Annotated in this window: 2 protein-coding genes; both read right to left on the reverse strand. The window is 54.1% G+C overall.

The annotated features are described in order from the left end of the window. Positions 1-286, reverse strand: a 286-nt coding sequence (locus tag AC01ZF_RS17600) for an ATPase domain-containing protein (protein WP_476575561.1), incomplete at its 3' end; no start/stop codon positions are given. Between the two features lie 9 nt (positions 287-295). Further along, on the reverse strand, positions 296-584 hold a 289-nt coding region (locus AC01ZF_RS17605; protein WP_476575562.1), incomplete at its 5' end, for a DNA polymerase.

Here is a 584-nt window from a genome sequence, read left to right on the forward strand (position 1 = left end):
ATTGTTGAAGGACAAAGAACCGGTCATGGTGTGGTGGAAGAAAGGTTGCTGCGTAGGCAGCATGGAATGAGAATTCACTGTCAATGTAGTAAACAGGGTGGCCGGCAGCCATATGGCGGCCAGCGGTGTGGAGGGCAAGGGTTGTTTTACCTAGCCCTTTCTCTCCCACAATATCGGTGATGTGTCCTACCGGAATACCACCACCGGTAATTGTGTCAATGGCAAGGATACCGGTAGGGATAACAGCGCGTGGTTCGTTCATAAGCTCATGCAGTGGTCGGAACATACCACACTCCTATTTGTCATAGGTCGATGACGGGTGCACGTCAACCACAACGTAGGCCCCCATGGTTGGCAATACAACTCTGGCCGCCCGTTCCATCGCGTCTTTCATCGCGGATGCGATAGCATCACGGTGGCGCGCTGGACCTTCGCATACCAACTCATCATGCACAGTCATAATGATCCGCGCTTGATACGGTTGGAGCGCACGGTGGACGTACACCATCGCAAGTTTGATAAGGTCGGCGCAGGTACCTTGGATCGGTGCATTGCAGCTTTGGCGCATGATGGCGGCCCGCTCA

The organism is Chloroflexus sp. (genome assembly GCF_056331925.1).